The organism is Blastococcus sp. SYSU D01042, from assembly GCF_054050515.1.
In genome coordinates this window covers 100,571-117,054 of the sequence record NZ_JBJGZM010000003.1, presented here as the reverse complement: position 1 = coordinate 117,054, position 16,484 = coordinate 100,571, and the positions used below count along the sequence as shown (strand labels likewise).

General features: G+C 73.4%; 17 protein-coding genes. 4 read left to right on the top strand and 13 right to left on the bottom strand.

From position 1 onward, the window contains the following. Window positions 1-225: 225 nt before the first annotated feature. From ACI79H_RS07150 to ACI79H_RS07140, 3 genes are read right to left on the bottom strand one after another with little or no spacing between them, the layout of a single operon-like run. Complete coding sequence (locus ACI79H_RS07150) at window positions 226-1,029, bottom strand: ATP-binding cassette domain-containing protein (protein ID WP_456553688.1); 804 nt, start codon at window positions 1,027-1,029, stop codon at window positions 226-228. Continuing rightward, a complete protein-coding gene (locus ACI79H_RS07145) occupies window positions 1,026-2,084 on the bottom strand; it encodes an ABC transporter permease (protein WP_456553687.1) in 1,059 nt (352 codons plus the stop codon). The genes ACI79H_RS07150 and ACI79H_RS07145 overlap by 4 nt, the downstream gene beginning before the upstream one ends. Before the next feature lie 23 nt (window positions 2,085-2,107). Continuing rightward, complete coding sequence (locus ACI79H_RS07140) at window positions 2,108-3,094, bottom strand: sugar ABC transporter substrate-binding protein (RefSeq protein ID WP_456553686.1); 987 nt, start codon at window positions 3,092-3,094, stop codon at window positions 2,108-2,110. A 143-nt stretch (window positions 3,095-3,237) separates the two neighbouring features. On the opposite strand from ACI79H_RS07140, the gene ACI79H_RS07135 reads away from it, so the two are divergent. After that, window positions 3,238-4,302: a Glu/Leu/Phe/Val family dehydrogenase gene (locus tag ACI79H_RS07135; RefSeq protein ID WP_456553685.1), complete on the top strand. Its 1,065-nt coding sequence runs from the start codon at window positions 3,238-3,240 to the stop codon at window positions 4,300-4,302. 162 nt (window positions 4,303-4,464) lie between these two features. Then, window positions 4,465-4,695 (top strand): DUF3073 domain-containing protein, encoded by a 231-nt coding sequence (locus ACI79H_RS07130; protein ID WP_456553684.1) that lies wholly within the window; start codon window positions 4,465-4,467, stop codon window positions 4,693-4,695. A gap of 71 nt (window positions 4,696-4,766) precedes the next feature. Here ACI79H_RS07130 and purM read toward each other — a convergent pair whose 3' ends face one another. The 4 genes from purM to ACI79H_RS07110 all read right to left on the bottom strand — a co-directional run bounded on the left by purM (window position 4,767) and on the right by ACI79H_RS07110 (window position 9,154). Next, entirely contained in the window at window positions 4,767-5,828 is a 1,062-nt protein-coding gene (purM, locus tag ACI79H_RS07125; RefSeq protein WP_456553683.1) for a phosphoribosylformylglycinamidine cyclo-ligase, read from the bottom strand. Further along, on the bottom strand, window positions 5,825-7,363 hold the full coding sequence (gene purF / locus ACI79H_RS07120; RefSeq protein WP_456553682.1) for an amidophosphoribosyltransferase: 1,539 nt from the start codon (window positions 7,361-7,363) through the stop codon (window positions 5,825-5,827). Before purF ends, purM begins: the two co-directional genes overlap by 4 nt. Before the next feature lie 97 nt (window positions 7,364-7,460). Beyond that, the gene (locus tag ACI79H_RS07115; RefSeq protein WP_456553681.1) at window positions 7,461-8,069 is read right to left on the bottom strand and encodes an MBL fold metallo-hydrolase; all 609 of its coding nucleotides are present in this window, start codon (window positions 8,067-8,069) and stop codon (window positions 7,461-7,463) included. Beyond that, window positions 8,066-9,154 carry an S-(hydroxymethyl)mycothiol dehydrogenase gene (locus ACI79H_RS07110; RefSeq protein ID WP_456553680.1) on the bottom strand — a complete coding sequence of 363 codons (1,089 nt, stop codon included), beginning with the start codon at window positions 9,152-9,154 and terminating at the stop codon, window positions 8,066-8,068. Before ACI79H_RS07110 ends, ACI79H_RS07115 begins: the two co-directional genes overlap by 4 nt. Window positions 9,155-9,348: 194 nt before the next feature. Between ACI79H_RS07110 and ACI79H_RS07105 the strand changes: the two genes are divergently transcribed. Both ACI79H_RS07105 and ACI79H_RS07100 read left to right on the top strand, forming a co-directional pair. Beyond that, window positions 9,349-10,758, top strand: coding sequence for an OFA family MFS transporter (locus tag ACI79H_RS07105; protein WP_456553679.1), 1,410 nt, complete (start codon window positions 9,349-9,351; stop codon window positions 10,756-10,758). Beyond that, the gene (locus ACI79H_RS07100) at window positions 10,755-10,919 is read left to right on the top strand and encodes an MFS transporter small subunit (RefSeq protein WP_456553678.1); all 165 of its coding nucleotides are present in this window, start codon (window positions 10,755-10,757) and stop codon (window positions 10,917-10,919) included. Before ACI79H_RS07105 ends, ACI79H_RS07100 begins: the two co-directional genes overlap by 4 nt. Window positions 10,920-10,981: 62 nt before the next feature. On the opposite strand, the gene ACI79H_RS07095 is transcribed toward ACI79H_RS07100, so the two are convergent. The 6 genes from ACI79H_RS07095 to ACI79H_RS07070 form a co-directional block, all read right to left on the bottom strand. Further along, window positions 10,982-11,755 carry an acyl-CoA thioesterase domain-containing protein gene (locus tag ACI79H_RS07095; protein ID WP_456553677.1) on the bottom strand — a complete coding sequence of 258 codons (774 nt, stop codon included), beginning with the start codon at window positions 11,753-11,755 and terminating at the stop codon, window positions 10,982-10,984. Between the two features lie 59 nt (window positions 11,756-11,814). Next, complete coding sequence (locus ACI79H_RS07090) at window positions 11,815-12,204, bottom strand: sterol carrier family protein (protein WP_456553676.1); 390 nt, start codon at window positions 12,202-12,204, stop codon at window positions 11,815-11,817. Continuing rightward, window positions 12,204-14,492: a phosphoribosylformylglycinamidine synthase subunit PurL gene (purL, locus tag ACI79H_RS07085; protein WP_456553675.1), complete on the bottom strand. Its 2,289-nt coding sequence runs from the start codon at window positions 14,490-14,492 to the stop codon at window positions 12,204-12,206. Before purL ends, ACI79H_RS07090 begins: the two co-directional genes overlap by 1 nt. Further along, window positions 14,489-15,160 carry a phosphoribosylformylglycinamidine synthase subunit PurQ gene (gene purQ / locus ACI79H_RS07080; protein ID WP_456553674.1) on the bottom strand — a complete coding sequence of 224 codons (672 nt, stop codon included), beginning with the start codon at window positions 15,158-15,160 and terminating at the stop codon, window positions 14,489-14,491. Before purQ ends, purL begins: the two co-directional genes overlap by 4 nt. A gap of 12 nt (window positions 15,161-15,172) precedes the next feature. Further along, on the bottom strand, window positions 15,173-15,412 hold the full coding sequence (purS, locus tag ACI79H_RS07075) for a phosphoribosylformylglycinamidine synthase subunit PurS (protein ID WP_040338692.1): 240 nt from the start codon (window positions 15,410-15,412) through the stop codon (window positions 15,173-15,175). 122 nt (window positions 15,413-15,534) lie between these two features. After that, a complete protein-coding gene (locus tag ACI79H_RS07070; RefSeq protein ID WP_456553673.1) occupies window positions 15,535-16,362 on the bottom strand; it encodes a DUF559 domain-containing protein in 828 nt (275 codons plus the stop codon). Between the last annotated feature and the right edge of the window lie 122 nt (window positions 16,363-16,484).

The window sequence follows — 16,484 nt, the reverse complement described above, 5'->3', positions numbered from 1 at the left end:
GGGAAGGGGTGTGCTGCCCGACGAGAGTCGCAGCGTCACCGCCCGTCACAAAGGCAACACGCGCACCACAGGACGCGCCGCGCCAACTTCGATCGGTGACCGTTTCAGCACCGTCGGTATGTCGACAACCTCCGCCGCGGACGTCGACCGCGCGGCACGGCAGCGAGCCGCGCGGTCGACGGCGAGGACGGCCACCGCACCGCGCAGTCGAGGTCGCACGCCGGATCAGCCGGCCGGCCGCTCCAGCTCGTGCGCCAGCTGGTCGAGCTCGGCCCCACCGGCCATCAGCCGGGTCAGCTCGTCGCGGGTGACGTCTGCCTTGGCGAACGAGCCGAGGCTGCGGCCGCGGTTGAGGACGAGGAAGCGGTCGCCCACCGGGTGGGCGTGGTGCGGGTTGTGCGTGATGAGCACGACGCCGACCCCCCGGTCGCGCGCCTGGGCCACGTACCGCAGCACCACGCCGGCCTGCTTGACGCCCAGCGCCGACGTCGGCTCGTCGAGGATGAGCACCCGGGCGCCGAAGTGCACCGCGCGCGCGATCGCCACCGACTGCCGCTCGCCGCCGGAGAGCGTGCCCACCGGCTGGTCGGGATCGCGGATGTCGATGCCCATGGCGGCGAGCTCCCGCCGCGTCGTCTCCTTGGCCCGCGCCGCGTCGAACCGGCGGAACGGCCCCCACCCGCGGGTGGGTTCCGCACCCAGGAAGAAGTTCCGCCAGATCGCCATCAGCGGGATCATCGCCAGGTCCTGGTAGACGGTCGCGATGCCGGCGTCCAGCGCCTCCCGCGGCGAGCCGAAGGCGGCGGGGCGGCCGTCGAGCAGCAGCTCCCCGCGGTCCGCGCGGTGCACGCCGGCCAGGATCTTGATCAGCGTGGACTTGCCCGCGCCGTTGTCCCCGAGCACGCAGGTGACCTCGCCGGCCCGCACCGTGGTGCTGATCCCGTCGAGCGCGATGACCGAGCCGTAGTCCTTGCCGACGTCGCGCAGCTCCAGCAGCGGCGGGGCGGGCGGGGGTGTCGTCGCCGTCATCTGCGCGCCGCCTCGGCGTACCGCCGGACCAGCCGGTTGGCCAGCACCGCGAGCAGCAGCATTGCTCCCAGGAAGAAGTAGAACCAGTCGGCGTCCCAGCGCAGGTACGGGATGCCCAGCTGGGTCATGCCGAAGATCAGCGCCCCGAGCGAGGCCCCGATCGCCGAGCCGAAGCCTCCCGTGAGCAGGCAGCCGCCGATCACCGCCGCGACGATGTAGATGAGCTCCTGCCCCGTGCCGGTGTTGGCCTGGACGGAGGTCAGCCGCACCGCCAGCGTCGTCCCGACGAACCAGGCCGCCGTCGCCGTCGTCATGAACAGGGCGATCGTCGTCCGCCGGGCCGGAACGCCGACGTTGCGGGCGGCGACCTCGTCACCGCCGGTGGCGAACACCCAGTTGCCGAAGCGCGTGCGCAGCAGCACCCAGGTGGCCAGCGCGGTGAACAGCACCCACCACAGGACGGCGACGCGCACCTCGGCGCCGAGGATCGTCATGCGCGAGGCGAAGACCCACTCGGCGCTGCCGTAGCCGGGCACCGAGCCCAGCCCGGCGGCGGTGACGGTGCCGGTCAGCAGTTTCGTCAGGCCCAGGTTGAGGCCCTGGAGCATCAGGAAGGTGCCCAGCGTGATGATGAAACTGGGCAGGCCGGTGCGGGTCACCAGCCAGCCGTTGAAGAACCCGATCAGCAGGGCGACGACGAGCGAGACGCCGATGGCGACCCAGATGTTCTGCTCGAACTCGACCGCGACGATGGCGACGGTCAGCGCCGTCGTGCCGGTCATGACGCCGGCCGAGAGGTCGAAGTGCCCGCCGATCATGAGCAGCGCGACGGCCACCGCCATGATCCCGAGCGTCGAGGCGGGGTCCAGCCAGTTGGCGATGCCGCGTGCGGATCGGAAGACCTCCGACTGCGCCGCGAAGAAGGTGAAGACCGCGACGGCGCCCACCAGCGCGCCGAGCTCGGGCTTGACCAGCAACCGCCGCAGCGGGCCCACGGCGCTCAGCCGCTCGTCAGCCCGCCGCGTCGAGGGCTCTCCCGCCGGGTCGGTGCCCACCGGGAGCGGTGCTCCCGCGGTGCTCAGCGCGTGCCGGCCGAGGCCAGGTCGGCGATCTCGTCGACGTTGGTGGCGTCGACGATGCCGGGGCCGGTGAGCACCGGCTGCCCGCCGCCGACGGTGTTCAGGTTCTCGGCGTACAGCTTCAGCATCACGATCGGCAGGTAGCCCTGCTCGTACTGCTGCTGGTCGACGGCGAAGGCGATCGACCCGTCTTGGATGCCGCTGATGACGTCCTGGTTGAGGTCGAAGGTGGCGATGCTGGCGTCGGAGCCCGCGTCGGCGGCCGACTCCACAGCCACCGCCGCGACGGCCGAGTTCAGCGCAAGGACGGCGTCGATGGTGGGGTCGCTCTGCAGCTGCGAGGTGATGGTCGACTGCGCGCCCGTGAGGTCGTTGATGTCCACCTGCAGCGGGGTGACCTGCGCGCCCAGGCCGGTCGCGGCACCGGCGCAGCGCTGCTCGTGGCCGATGTTGCCGGCCTCGTGGATGACGCACAGCACGTTGCGGGCGCCCTCGGCGGCCAGCTCGCGCCCGGCGCCCTCACCGGCGATCGTCTCGTCCTGGCCCACGTGGCCGATGGCGCCGAACTCCGCCGAGCGGTCCCCGCCCGAGTTGATCGTGACCACCGGGATGCCGGCGGCGACCGCGGCCTCGACCGACTCCTGCAGCGCGTCGGGGTTGGCCATCGACACCACGATGCCGTCGACGTCCTGGTTCACGGCGGCGTCGATGAGCTGCGCCTGGCGCTGCGGGTCGCCGTCGCTCTGGTAGTCGACGTCGATGCCGAGGTCCTCGCCCGCGGCCTCGGCGCCGTTCTGCACGACGTCCCAGAACGCGTCGCCGGCCGAGCCGTGGGTGACGACGGTGAAGGTCAGGTCGCCGTCCCCGCCGCCCGCCTCCGCGGAGCCCCCGCCGCCGCCCGAGTCGTCGCCGCCGTCGGTGGTGCACGCCACCAGCAGCAGCGGTGCGGCCAGCGCGATCGCGAGAAGTCGCCGGGGTGCGGGCATGGGAGTCCTCCTGTGTGCCGCGGAGGAGCTGCGCTGCCCTCCGCCGGTGTCCAACGGTGCATCATGCCTGCCGGAGCGGCGCCGGTCCTGCCCGGCCGGTGCGACGCACCGGGGGCCGGTACCCGGGTCCTACGCTCGGCGCCGTGGACATCTTGGACTCCGGGCACGAGCAGGTCGTCTTCTGCAGCGACCCGGGATCCGGCCTGCGGGCCGTCATCGCCGTCCACTCGACGGCCCTCGGGCCGGCGCTGGGCGGCACCCGCTTCCACCCCTACGCCACCGAGGCCGACGCCGTCACTGACGCGCTGCGGCTGTCGCGGGCGATGACGTACAAGAACAGCCTGGCCGGCCTGGACCTCGGCGGCGGCAAGGCGGTGATCATCGGCGACCCGCGCACGCAGAAGACCGAGGCCCTGCTGCGCGCCTACGGGCGGTTCGTCGAGGCGCTCGGCGGGCGGTACCTGACCGCCTGCGACGTCGGCACGTTCAACGCCGACCTCGACGTCGTCGGCCGGGAGACCCGGTTCGCGCACGGGCGCTCGCTGGCCTACGGCGGCTGCGGGGACTCCTCGGTGCTCACCGCCTACGGGGTCTTCCAGGGGATGCGCGCCGCGGCGGAGCACGCGTGGGGGCAGCCGTCGCTGGCCGGCCGCACGGTCGCGGTGGCCGGGGTCGGCAAGGTGGGGTCCGAGCTCGTCGACCTGCTGGCCGCCGACGGCGCCGAGCTCGTCGTCACCGACGTCGACCCGGCGGCCGTCGAGCGGGTCCGCGGACGACACCCCGCGGTGCGGGTGGCCGCCGACACCGCCGAGCTCGTGCGCACGCCGCACGACGTCTACGCCCCGTGCGCCCTGGGTGGCGCTCTCGACGCCGCGACCGTGGCCGTGCTGCCCGCGAGGATCGTCTGCGGCGGCGCCAACAACCAGCTGGCCGCGCCGGGGATCGCGGACGACCTGGTCGCCCGCGGCATCCTGTACGCCCCCGACTACCTGGTGAACGCCGGTGGCGTCATCCAGGTGGAGGACGAGCGGCACGGCTTCTCGTTCGAGCGCGCCCGGGCGCGGGCGGCGGGCATCTTCGACGTCACCCAAAGGGTGCTGCGGACCGCCGACGCCGAGGGCGTCTCCCCGGCCGTCGCCGCCGACCGGCTGGCCGAGGAGCGCATCCGGTCGGTGGGCCGGCTGGCCGCGATCCGGTTGCCGCGCTGACGTCGCACGACGCGGCTGCACCCTTCCGGGGAGGGGACGTGTGCTCCGCGGAGATCCGTGTCGTAAGGTTGTCCGAGACACAGTCACTCAGTCGGGGTCGCCACGCGGGCCGTCCAGCCGCGGGCTGGGCCGCCGCACTCCGGTAACGAGGGGGTCGAGCCGATGGGGCGCGGCCGAGCGAAGGCCAAGCAGACACGCGTGGCCCGTGAGCTCAAGTACAGCTCACCCAACACCGACCTCACCGCTCTGCAGCGGGAGTTGGCCGGGTCGTCGTCGACCTACACCGCGCCCAGCGCGGCCAAGGACGACGACGACGACGAAGAGGACGACGACGAGTACGCCGACCGCTGGGCGGACGACGACTCAGGGGACGACTGGGCCGCCACCCGCTGACGCGGCCGGCCCTGCTCCGACACCGGGCACCGCCTCTCCCTCCGGGGTGAGGCGGTGCTGTCGTGCGGCCCTCAGCGGTAGGTGCCGACGAGGCGCGCGGCCGGCCCGTCGTCCGGGCGCTCCTGCAGCGTGCCGGCGACCCACGCGGGCACGCCCCGCTCGGTGAGCTGCGCGACGACGTCGTCGGCCACCTCGGGGGCGACGGCGGCGACCATGCCGACGCCGCAGTTGAACGCGCGCTCGGACTCCGCGCGCGGCACCCCGCGCTCCTCCATCAGGCGCACCGCGGCCGGCAGCGCCCAGGTGGAGCGGTCGAGCACCGCCTCGAGCCCGTCGGGGACGACCCGCGCGGTGTTGCCGGCCAGCCCGCCGCCGGTGATGTGCGCGTAGGCGTGCACGGCGTCGACACCGTGCCGCTCGACCAGCGCGAGGCAGTCGAGGGCGTAGATGCGCGTGGGCTCGAGCAGCTCCTCGCCGAGGGCCCGCGTCAGGCCGGCGGGGGTGGCGTGCAGGTCGAGGCCGGCCGCGGACACCACCCGGCGCACCAGCGAGTAGCCGTTGGAGTGGAACCCGCTGGAGGCCATGGCGACGACGGCGTCCCCGGCGCGGACGCGCTCGGGCCCGAGGACGGCGTCGGCCTCGACGACGCCCACGGCGGTCGCGGCCAGGTCGTACTCGTCGGCGTCCATGAGGTCGCCGTGCTCGGCGGTCTCGCCGCCGACCAGGGCGGCGCCGGCCAGCGTGCAGCCGGCTGCGATGCCGGTGACGATCGCCGCGATCCGCTCCGGGACGACCGTGCCGCAGGCGACGTAGTCCTGCAGGAACAGCGGCTCGGCGCCGCAGGCCACCAGGTCGTCGACGACCATGGCCACCAGGTCGATGCCCACGGTGTCGTGCCGGTCCAGCTGGCGGGCCAGGGCGATCTTGGTGCCGACGCCGTCGGTGGACGACGCGAGCAGGGGCCGGCGGTACTTCGCGGTGTCGAGCGCGAACAGCCCGGCGAACCCGCCGAGGCCTCCGACGACCTCGGGGCGGTTGGTGCGCTCGACCGCCGTCCGCATCAGGGCGACGGCGCGCTCGCCGGCGTCGATGTCGACGCCGGAGGCGGCGTAGGTGAACTCCTCGCCGCTCACGGCCGCAGCAGGGCGTCCTCGGCGCCGCCCGGCACCGTGGCGCTGCCGGCCTGCTGGCCGGTCCACCCGGTCAGGGCGCGGCTGCCGATGCCCTCCAGGACGTGCTTGCCCAGCACCTCCGGCTCCTCCAGCGGGATCGGGTACTTCCCGGTGAAGCAGGCGGTGCACAGCCGGTTGGCCGGCTGCTCGGTCGCGGTGATCAGGCCCTGCTCGGAGACGTAGCCCAGCGAGTCGGCGTTGATTGAGGCGCGGACGCCGTCCAGGTCCAGGCCGTTGGCGACCAGCTCGGCGGGGCTGGCGAAGTCGATGCCGTAGAAGCAGGGCCACTTCACCGGCGGCGAGGCGATGCGCACGTGCACCTCGACGGCACCGGCCTCCCGCAGCATCCGCACCAGGGCGCGCTGGGTGTTGCCGCGGACGATCGAGTCGTCCACGACGACCAGCCGCTTGCCGCGGATGACATCGCGCAGCGGGTTGAGCTTGAGCCGGATGCCGAGCTGACGGATCGTCTGGCTCGGCTGGATGAAGGTGCGCCCGACGTAGGAGTTCTTGACCAGGCCCAGGCCGTAGGGGATGCCCGAGGCCTGCGCGTAGCCGACGGCGGCCGGGGTGCCGGACTCGGGCACCGGGATGACCAGGTCGGCCTCGACCGGGTGCTCCTTGGCCAGCCGCCGGCCGATCTCGACGCGGGCGGCGTGCACGCCGCGGCCGGAGATCGTGGTGTCGGGGCGCGCGAGGTAGACGTACTCGAAGACGCAGCCCTTGGGCTCGGCCGGCGCGAAGTGCTGGCTGCGCAGCCCGTTCTCGTCGATCGCGATCAGCTCGCCGGGCTCGACCTCGCGGACCACCGAGGCGCCGACGATGTCCAGGGCCGCGGTCTCGCTGGCGACGACCCAGCCGCGCTCGAGCCGGCCGAGCACCAGCGGGCGGACGCCCTGCGGGTCGCGGGCGGCGTAGAGCGTGTCCTCGTCCATGAAGGTGAGGCTGAAGGCGCCGCGCAGCTGCGGGAGCACCTCCATCGCGGCGGCCTCGACGGAGAGGTCGGGGCGGGCCGCGATGAGCGCGGTGACGAGGTCGGAGTCGTTGGTGGCGACGAACGCCCCGGGCACACCGGCGTCGGCGGCCTTGACGGCCAGCTCGGCGGTGTTGACCAGGTTGCCGTTGTGGCACAGCGCCAGGCCGGTGCCGGCCTCGGTCGTGCGGAACGTCGGCTGGGCGTTCTCCCAGGTGGAGGCGCCGGTGGTGGAGTAGCGGGTGTGGCCCACGGCCTGGTGGCCGCGGAGACTGCCCAGCGTGGCCTCGTCGAAGACCTGGCTGACCAGCCCGAGGTCCTTGTAGACGACGACGGAGGTGCCGTCGGACACCGCGATCCCGGCCGCCTCCTGACCGCGGTGCTGGAGGGCGTACAGACCGAAATAGGTCAGCTTCGCGACCTCTTCGCCCGGGGCCCAGACGCCGAAGACGCCGCAGGCGTCCTGGGGTCCGGGAGAGTGGGGGTCGAGGTCGTGCGTGAGCCGTCCATCACCGCGAGGCACTGCCCTACCGTACCGGTGCTCGGCCCGATGCCCAGCCCGGGCGAGGTGGTCCGGGTCACGCCGCGGCGTGTCCGCGCTGCTCACGGCCCGTGTCGCGTCAGCCGAGGTTGCGGAGCTCCGCGGCGATCGTCGTGTCGTCGCCGTGGCCGGTCCTCACCACCGTGTCGCCGTGCAGGCTGAACAGCTGCGAGCGGATCGAGGCGAGGATCGTCGGGTGGTCGCTGAACGAGCGGCCGGTGGCCCCGGGTCCGCCGCAGAACAGCGTGTCGCCGCTGAAGACGGTGCCCAGGTCCGCCGAGTGCAGGCAGGTGCTCCCCGGCGAGTGGCCCGGCGTGTGCAGGGCGGTGAGCGAGGTCCCGGCCACCCGGAACTGCAGCCCCGCGGCGATCTCCCGGTCGGGGACGGCGTCGGCGTGCGTCATGTCCCAGAGCATCCGGTCGGCCGGGTGGAACCAGATCGGCGCGCCGGTGGCCTCGCGCAGCGCGGGCGCGGCGGTGATGTGGTCGTTGTGCCCGTGGGTCAGGACGATCGCGGTGACCTTCCGGCCGCCGATCGCCTCGACGATGGGCGCGGCGTCGTGCGGTGCGTCGATGACGAGCACCTCGTCGTCGTCCCCGACGAGCCAGACGTTGTTGTCGACGTCGAAGTCCCGCCCGTCCAGGCTGAAGACGCCGCTGACGACGACCTGCTCGATGCGGGCGCTCACTTCAGGACCACCACGGAGCGCAGCACCTCGCCGCGGTGCATCTTCTCGAAGGCCTCCTCGACGTCCTCGAGCCCGATGGTCTCGGAGACGAACGCGTCGAGGTCGAACCGGCCCTGCAGGTAGAGGTCGACGAGCATCGGGAAGTCGCGGCTGGGCAGGCAGTCGCCGTACCAGGAGGACTTGATCGACCCGCCCCGGCCGAAGACCTCGATGGCCGGCAGCGTGATCTCCATGCCCGGCGTCGGGACGCCGACCATCACCACCCGCCCGGCCAGGTCGCGGGCGTAGAACGCCTGCTCGAAGACGGCGGGGTGGCCGACGGCGTCGATCGCGACGTCCACACCGAAGCCGCCGGTGAGCGCCTTGATCGCCTCGACCGGGTCGCCCTCCTTCGAGTTCACCGTGTGCGTGGCGCCGAACTTCCTCGCCCACTCGAGCTTGGTGTCGGAGATGTCGACGGCGATGATCGTGGCCGCCCCGGCCAGCTTCGCCCCGGCGATCGCGGCGTCGCCCACGCCGCCGCAGCCGAAGACGGCGACGCTCTCGCCGCGCTGCACGGCGCCGGTGTTGATCGCCGCACCCACGCCGGCCATGACGCCGCAGCCGAGCAGGCCCGCGGCCGCCGGCGGGGCGGCCGGGTCGACCTTCGTGCACTGGCCCGAGTGCACCAGCGTCTTCTCCGCGAAGGCGCCGATGCCCAGCGCCGGGGAGAGCTCGGTGCCGTCGGCCAGCGTCATCTTCTGCGCGGCGTTGTGGGTGTTGAAGCAGTACTTCAGCTCACCCTTCAGGCAGGCGCGGCACTGCCCGCAGACGGCCCGCCAGTTGAGGACGACGTAGTCGCCGACGGCGACGTTCGTGACGCCCTCGCCGACGGCGGCGACGGTGCCGGCGGCCTCGTGGCCGAGCAGGAAGGGGTAGTCGTCGTTGATGCCGCCCTCGCGGTAGTGCAGGTCGGTGTGGCAGACCCCGCACGCCGCGATGTCGACGACCGCCTCCCCGGGGCCGGGGTCGGGCACCACGATCGTCTCGATGGTCACCGAAGCACCCTTGCTGCGGGCGACGACGCCCTTCACCTCGTAGGCCATGGCGCGAGCCTAAGGGCGAACGCGGCCGCGTTCCCGGTGAGCCCCCGGGTCACGCGCACGTCACGGATGCGGGTTGAACCTGCGGGTAACCCGGCGCGGACGTACGTTCCCCACGGCTGCGGCACAGACGACGGTGCGCGGCCGGGTCGCGTCCGACCGGTCGCACCGCTCCCCCGCCCCCGGAGGTCCCGTCCGTGGCCGTACCCGCCTTCCTGGCGCGCGAGCGCATCATCGCCCGCCCAGGCTTCAACCGGTGGCTGATCCCGCCGGCCGCCCTCGCCGTCCACCTGTGCATCGGCCAGGCGTACGCCACCAGCGTCTACAAGACCGCGCTGGTCGAGCACTTCGACGCCAGCCTCACCTCGATCGGGATCATCTTCTCGATCGCGATCGTGATGCTCGGGCTCTCCGCCGCCGTCTTCGGCAAGTGGGTCGACCGCAACGGCCCCCGCGCGGCGATGGCCACCTCCGCCGCCTTCTGGGTGACCGGCTTCCTCGTCGGCTCGCTCGGCATCGCCACCGAGCAGCTGTGGCTGCTGTACCTCGGCTACGGCGTCATCGGCGGCATCGGCCTGGGCATCGGCTACATCTCACCGGTCTCGACCCTGATCAAGTGGTTCCCGGACCGCCCGGGCCTGGCCACCGGCATGGCGATCATGGGCTTCGGTGGTGGCGCGCTGATCGCCTCGCCGCTGTCCCGCCAGCTGATGAACTTCTACGACTCCGACTACGACGGCACCGCCGGCACCGTGCCCAGCGGGGAGTCCGTGGCCCTGCTCTTCCTGACCTTCGCCGTGCTCTACGCCATCTTCATGTCGTTCGGCGCCCTGATCGTGCGGGTGCCCGCCGACGGCTGGAAGCCCGCCGGCTTCGACCCGTCGACGGTCAAGCAGAAGGCCCTGGTCACCACCGACAACGTCTCGGCCGACAACGCGATCAAGACCCCGCAGTTCTGGCTGCTGTGGATCGTGCTGTTCTGCAACGTGACCGCGGGGATCGGCATCCTGGAGCAGGCCGCGCCGATGATCCAGGACTTCTTCCGCGACGGCGAGACCTCGGCCGTGGCCGCTGCGACGGCGGCCGGCTTCGTCGGGCTGCTGTCGCTGTTCAACATGGGTGGCCGGTTCGTGTGGTCGTCCACGTCGGACTACATCGGCCGCAAGCCGATCTACATGGTCTACCTCGGCGTCGGCATCGTGCTGTACCTGATCCTGGCGACGCTGGGGAGCAGCGCGACCTGGATCTTCGTCCTCACCGCGGCGATCATCATCAGCTTCTACGGCGGCGGTTTCGCCACCATCCCGGCGTACCTGCGCGACCTCTTCGGCACGTTCCAGGTCGGCGCCATCCACGGCCGCCTGCTGACCGCGTGGTCGGCAGCCGGCATCGCCGGCCCGCTGATCATCAACGGCGTGCTCGACATGGCCGAGGGCGAGCCCGGCGAGCTCGTCGCCGGCGACTACCGGCCCGCGCTGTTCATCATGGTCGGGCTGCTGGCGATCGGGTTCGTCGCCAACCTGCTGGTCAAGCCGGTCGCCGACAAGTGGCACGAGCCCACGTCCGCCCCCACCCCCGAGACCAAGGAAGCGAGCGCCGTCCGATGAGCTCCTCCGCGTCGACCGGCACCCCGGGCTCCACCGGGGACCAGCGGCCGACCCACACCCCCACCGCGCTCATCGCGTTCGCGTGGACCTTCGTGGGCGTGCCGCTGGCCTACGGCCTGTACCAGACCGTGAAGACGGCCAGCTCGCTGTTCGGCGGCTGACCTCCGCACCAGCACAGGGCCCCGTCCGCCACCGGCGGACGGGGCCCTGTGCCGTCCGGGCCTCAGCGGGCGGCGTGCCGGGCCTGGATCCGCGGGTCGGGCAGCGCCCCGGCCACGCAGTGCCCGATGAGCCCGTCGCGGTCGTGCATCCAGGTGGTGCCGAACGCGACGCCGTCGGCGCCGAGGTGCCCGGCGCTCTCCATCCCGATCCACTCGCCCCGGGGATCGCGGGTCAGGTACATGGTCACGTCGGTGTTGATGAAGGCCAGCCCGTCGGGGCCCGAGTTCGACAGCGGGTTCGTGAAGTCGGCCATCAGAGCGGCGCGCAGCAGCGGGGTGAGCGGCTCGCCGGCCACGAAGTCGGCCGTCTCGCGCATCCAGACCCGGCCCGGCCCGGCCGCCCCCCACGGGTTGATCCGCCGGATCTCCCACGACATGGGTCCACCGGGCGGTCCCTCGATCTCCTCGGGCGGGGGGACGTCCCACGGCTCCGGCGTCCACGGCTCCGAGTCGGGGTGCTCGGAGCGGCGCAGCAGCACCGCCGAGCCGCGCAGCACCTCGACGTCGTCGGCCAGCACGCTCACGTCGACGGCGCGCAGCCGGCGCCCGTCGCGGGTGCGCCGGGTCTCCACGCGCAGCGGGCGCATCGGCACGGCACGGACCATGTCCACCGTCATGCGGGAGAGCTGGAACTCCGGGTCGCCGCTGTCGCGCTGGACGCCCCACCCGATCAGACCGCCCATGTGGTGGCCGTTGAGCATCTCGTCCGACCACGGGCTGGCCGCGGTCGGCGACGGCACCAGCCGGTCCCCGTCCGGCGTGAACGACGCCTGCATGACACCTCCGTGCGCTCCGGCGGCCGATCCGCCCGGGGGTCGAGCATGCCCGACGGCGCTCAGGCCCGGGTGAGCGGCCGCAGGGGGAGGTGGGCGGCGAGGTCCGCGCGGTTGCCGCTGGCGGTCACCGCGCCCTGGGCCAGGGCGTCGGCCCAGCTCAGGTCGCCGCGGGCCATCCGCAGCCAGGTCGCAGCGTCGGTCTCGACGACGTTCGGCGGCGTACCCCGGGTGTGCCGGGGGCCCTCGATGAACTGGACGGCGACGTGCGGCGGCACCCGCAGCTCGACCGAGCGGCCGGGCACCTGCTGGGCCAGCCAGCGGGCGCTGGTCTTCACCGCGGCACCCACGACCGACCGCGGGGGCTGCTCCGCCTCGCCGTCCAGCCAGGCGCGCACCGGCTCCAGGACGGCGCGCAGCTCGTCGGCCGGGATGGGCGCGGTGCCGGCCATCAGCTGGTCGGGACGGTGCCCGCCGGGACGGTGAGCGGGGTGCTGTGCTCCGGGCCGCCGAACAGCGCCGGCAGGGTGGCGCTCCACGCGGCCCGCAGCTCGGCCAGCGGCAGCTCGAGCAGCCCCTCGAGCACGAGCGCGTCGCCGCCCGTCGTCCCCAGCTCGGTGACGGGGACGCCGGCCCAGCGCGCCGTCGTCTTCACGCCGCCCGGGTCCGACGTGGTGACGACGACGCGGCCGGCGGACTCGCTGAACAGCGCGGTGAACGCGTCCTCGCCGAGCGCCAGCCGCGCGCCCGTGCCGTACCGCAGCGCGGACTCGGTGAGCGCCTGCGCGAGGCCGCCGTCGGCCAGGTCGTGGGCGGAGCCGACCAGCCCCTGCTTCCCGAGGGCGGCCAGCAGCTCGGCCAGCGCCCGCTCGGCCGCGAGGTCGACAGCGGGCGGCCTGCCGCCGAGGTGCCCGTGCACGACGCCGGCCCAGGCGGAGCCGCCGAACTCGGGCCGGGTCTCGCCGAGGAGCAGGACGGTCTCGCCCGCCGTCCGCCAGCCCGAGGGCACGCGGGTGCGCACGTCGTCGTGCACGCCGAGCACGCCGATGACCGGGGTCGGGTTGATCGCGACGTCGCCGGTCTGGTTGTAGAGGCTCACGTTGCCGCCGGTGACCGGCAGGCCCAGCGCGCGGCAGCCGTCGGCCAGGCCGCGCACGGCCTCGGCGAACTGCCACATGACCTCGGGGTTCTCCGGCGAGCCGAAGTTCAGGCAGTTGGTGACCGCCAGCGGCTTCGCGCCGGTGGCGGCCACGTTGCGGTAGGCCTCGGCGAGGTTGAGCTGCGCACCGAGGTAGGGGTCGAGCCGGGCGAAGCGGGCGTTGCCGTCCAGCGCCAGGGCGATGCCGCGGTTGCTCTGCTCGTCGATCCGGATCACGCCGGCGTCCTCGGGCTGGGCCAGGACGGTGTTGCCGCGGACGTAGCGGTCGTACTGCTCGGTGACCCAGCTCTTGTCCGCGCCGTCCGGGCTGCTGACGACGGCGAGCCAGTGCGCCTGCAGCTCGGACGCGGTGGTGGGCCGGGGCAGGCGGGCCGGGTCGTCGGCCTGCAGCGCGTCGAGGTCGGCCGGGCGCCGCATCGGGCGCTGGTAGACCGGGCCCTCGTGGGCGACGGTCCGCGGCGGGACGTCGACGATGCGCTCGCCGTGCCAGTCGACGGTGAGCCGGTCGCCGTCGGTGACCTCACCGATGACGGCGGCGCGCACGTCCCACTTCCGGCACACGGCGAGGAACTGCTCGACCTTGTCCGGCTCGACGATCGCGCACATGCGCTCCTGCGACTCGCTCATCAGGATCTCGGCGGGCGTCAGGGTGCTGTCACGCAGCGGGACGGTGTCCAGGTCGACGTGCATGCCCCCGGTGCCGGCGCTGGCCAGCTCGGAGGTGGCGCAGGACAGGCCGGCGCCGCCGAGGTCCTGGATGCCCGTGACCAGCTTCTGGGCGAAGAGCTCCAGGCAGGCCTCGATGAGCAGCTTCTCGGTGAACGGGTCGCCCACCTGCACCGCCGGGCGCTTGGCCGGGCCCTCGGCGTCGAAGGTCTCCGACGCCAGGACGCTGACGCCGCCGATGCCGTCGCCGCCGGTGCGGGCGCCGAACAGGATGACCTTGTTGCCGGCGCCCTCGGCCTTGGCCAGGTGGACGTCCTCGTGCTTCATCACGCCCACGCACAGGGCGTTGACCAGCGGGTTGCCGGTGTAGCACTCGTCGAACAGCAGCTCGCCGCCGACGTTGGGCAGGCCCAGGCAGTTGCCGTAGCCACCCACCCCGGCGACGACGCCGGGCAGCACGCGGGCGGTGTCGGGGGCGTCGGCCCGGCCGAAACGCAGCGAGTCCATGACCGCGATCGGGCGGGCGCCCATGGTCAGGATGTCGCGGACGATGCCGCCCACGCCGGTGGCCGCGCCCTGGTAGGGCTCGACGTAGCTGGGGTGGTTGTGGCTCTCCACCTTGAAGGTGACCGCGAGCCCGTCGCCGACGTCGACGACCCCGGCGTTCTCGCCGATGCCGACCAGCAGCGCGTCGCTCGGCGGGAGATCGCCGAACTGACGCAGGTGGACCTTGGAGCTCTTGTAGGAGCAGTGCTCGCTCCACATGACGCTGTACATCGCCAGCTCGGCCGTGGTGGGGCGGCGGCCGAGGATCTCCTTGATGCGGGCGTACTCGTCTTCCTTCAGCCCGAGCTCGGCCCAGGGCTGCTCGTCGTCGGGGTGCTGGGCGGCGAGGTCGACGGTGTCGATACTCACGCGGAAACGACCGCCTTCAGGACGCTGGTGAAGAAACCGAGCCCGTCGGTGCTCGGGCCGGTGAGGTCCTCGACCGCGTGCTCGGGGTGCGGCATCAGGCCGACGACCCGGCCGTTCTCGCTGGTCACGCCGGCGATGTCGCGGCTGCTGCCGTTCGGGTTGCCGCCGACGTAGCGGAACACCACGCGGCCCTCGCCCTCGAGGAGGTCGAGGTCGGCGTCGGAGCCCACGTAGCGGCCCTCGCCGTTCTTCACCGGGATGAGGATCTCCTGGCCGTCGGCGTAGTCGCCGGTCCACGCGGTGTCGGCTCGCTCGACGCGGAGCAGCTGGTCGCGGTTGCGGAAGTGCAGGTGGCTGTTGCGGGTCAGCGCACCCGGCAGCAGGCCCGCCTCGCAGAGCACCTGGAAGCCGTTGCAGATGCCGAGCACCGGCAGGCCGCCCTTGGCGGCGGCCACGACGTCCTGCATCAGGGGCGAGCGGGCGGCGATGGCGCCGGCCCGCAGGTAGTCGCCGTAGGAGAAGCCGCCGGGCAGGACGACGGCGTCGACGTCCTTGAGGTCGTGCTCGCCGTGCCAGAGCGCGACCGGCTCACCCCCGGCGAGCCGCACCGCACGGGCCGCGTCGACGTCGTCCAGGGAGCCCGGGAAGGTGATGACACCGATGCGCACGGTTCTGCTCTCTCAGTCCTTGGGGAGGTGCAGCTCGACGTCCTCGATGACCGGGTTGGCCAGCAGCGTCTCGGCGATCTGCTTCAGCTCAGCCTCGTCGGGCGTCCCGTCGACCTCGAGCACGAAGTGCTTGCCCTGGCGGACGCTGCGCACGCTGTCGTGCCCCAGCCGGCCGAGCGCGCCGAGGACCGCCTGCCCCTGGGGGTCGGAGATCTCCGGCTTGAGGACCACATCGACGACGACCCGGGACACGCCGACGAGGGTACCGGGGCCGCCCCGCCGTCCCCGGTGACCCTCGTCTCCCCCCTCCCAGCGGCGAGATCGCCGATCTCGCACGGTTTGCCGGCCCCGTCCGTACGAGATCGCCGATCTCGTCAGCCGGCGAGAGCCCGACGGACCTGCGCGACGACCTCATGGGGCCGGCCGAGCACGTCGGCCGAGGTGAAGCGCAGCACCACCCACCCCTCCGCCACGAGCTGGTTCTGGCGACGGACGTCGTTGACGAAGACGTCCCGCTCCCGGTGCACGTCGCCGTCGAACTCGACCACCCGGCGGTCCGGCCAGGCGAGGTCAGCGCGGGCGAGGAAGGTGCCGCCCGCCGACCGGACCGTGAACTGCAGGTCCGGCACCGGCAGTCCGGCCACGTGCATCAGCCACCGCAGGACCGATTCCATCGGCGACTCGGCCCGCGGGTCGGCGACGGGCAGCACCGAACGCGCCCGGGCGGACCCCCGCCCGGTGGGCCGGCGCTCCAGTTGCGCTCGCAGCTCGCCGGCCGGGCAACCGCGGGCGAGCAGCTGATCGGTGACCGCCAGGAGCGCGGGCGGCTCGAGGCGCGCGGCGAGATCGCGCCAGGTCCGCGCCATCACGGTCACCGGGAAGGGCCCGGCCCGGGTGACCTCCTCGTCGGCGAGCGGGATGCGGTGGACGCGCCGGTCCCGGCGGCTCTCGGCTCGCGATGCGGCCGGCACGATGAGGTCGACGCGCCGGTCCTGCGCCGATTGCAGCGGGATCTGGATGCCCCAGAGCACGGCGGCCGTGACGTGGCTGAGGACCGCGCCCTCCGGGGCCGTGAGCATGATCGCCGCGAGGCGCTGGCGCAGATCACCCGCGAGCGCCCGGGGCAGGTAGGTGTCGCGGGACAGCCGTTCGACGGCGGGGTGCCGCAACTGCCGGTCGTTGATACCGGCCGCGTGGGCCATGGAACGCGTCGCGGGTGAGGTCAGACGGGACCGAGGTCGGCGGCCGGGCATCCGGGCAGCCTGCCGACTGGACGGCCACCGGCGTCGCCGTCGTCCACAGGCCGCGACGAGATCGGCGATCT

Coding starts and splice junctions, on each gene's coding strand:
- ACI79H_RS07140 (WP_456553686.1), bottom strand. CDS start 3,094: ATGCCCGCACCCCGGCGACTTCTCGCGATCGCGCTGGCCGCACCGCTG.
- ACI79H_RS07070 (WP_456553673.1), bottom strand. CDS start 16,362: ATGGCCCACGCGGCCGGTATCAACGACCGGCAGTTGCGGCACCCCGCC.
- ACI79H_RS07095 (WP_456553677.1), bottom strand. CDS start 11,755: ATGCAGGCGTCGTTCACGCCGGACGGGGACCGGCTGGTGCCGTCGCCG.
- ACI79H_RS07130 (WP_456553684.1), top strand. CDS start 4,465: ATGGGGCGCGGCCGAGCGAAGGCCAAGCAGACACGCGTGGCCCGTGAG.
- ACI79H_RS07110 (WP_456553680.1), bottom strand. CDS start 9,154: ATGGCCTACGAGGTGAAGGGCGTCGTCGCCCGCAGCAAGGGTGCTTCG.
- ACI79H_RS07150 (WP_456553688.1), bottom strand. CDS start 1,029: ATGACGGCGACGACACCCCCGCCCGCCCCGCCGCTGCTGGAGCTGCGC.
- ACI79H_RS07090 (WP_456553676.1), bottom strand. CDS start 12,204: ATGGCCGGCACCGCGCCCATCCCGGCCGACGAGCTGCGCGCCGTCCTG.
- ACI79H_RS07100 (WP_456553678.1), top strand. CDS start 10,755: ATGAGCTCCTCCGCGTCGACCGGCACCCCGGGCTCCACCGGGGACCAG.